This is a genomic window from Pseudomonas sp. PS02290, assembly GCF_029960075.1.
In the GTDB taxonomy this organism is placed as follows: domain Bacteria; phylum Pseudomonadota; class Gammaproteobacteria; order Pseudomonadales; family Pseudomonadaceae; genus Aquipseudomonas.
Genome location: NZ_JASCOY010000227.1, coordinates 1 through 456, shown reverse-complemented (window position 1 = coordinate 456; position 456 = coordinate 1). Strand labels below are relative to the sequence as shown.

At 64.0% G+C, this 456-nt stretch carries 1 pseudogene; it reads right to left on the bottom strand.

The features are described from left to right. A pseudogene (locus tag QMX88_RS29325) lies at positions 1 to 456 on the bottom strand (hypothetical protein); the annotation flags it as partial.

The following is a 456-nucleotide window of genomic DNA, read 5'->3' as shown; positions in this document are numbered from 1 at the left end:
CTGCGTACCGCCGCCCACCCTGACCACCTGATAACTCAACTGCAACGTGCCGCCGCCCAGCGGCTCCAAGTGCAAGCGGTCGACATCGAACCTCACCTCGCCGGTTTCACCCCCCGCCTGCACGGTGTATTCCTCGCTGTAGATAACCGGCGTTCCGTTGGCGTCCACCCCTGCCCACAGCAGCAAAATCCGGTCTCCGGCCGTTTGCCCTGTGTACGCGGGAGCGCGCACGGTCACCGGGTCGCCGGTGACGATGCTCAGGTCGATGACATCCCCTGTGGCGCCAGCCAGTTGCAGGGCAGCGAGCTGTACGGGCAAACCGGTGAGGGTGATGCTGGTGGTTTTCGAGTTCTTTGTCGTACCCGTCTGAACCAGGCTGTAGCGCACCACCGCCGAGCCGCCTGCGATGGCTTTCAGGTCGGCGTTTGGAATGACGAAGGTGGCGCGATCAAAGCC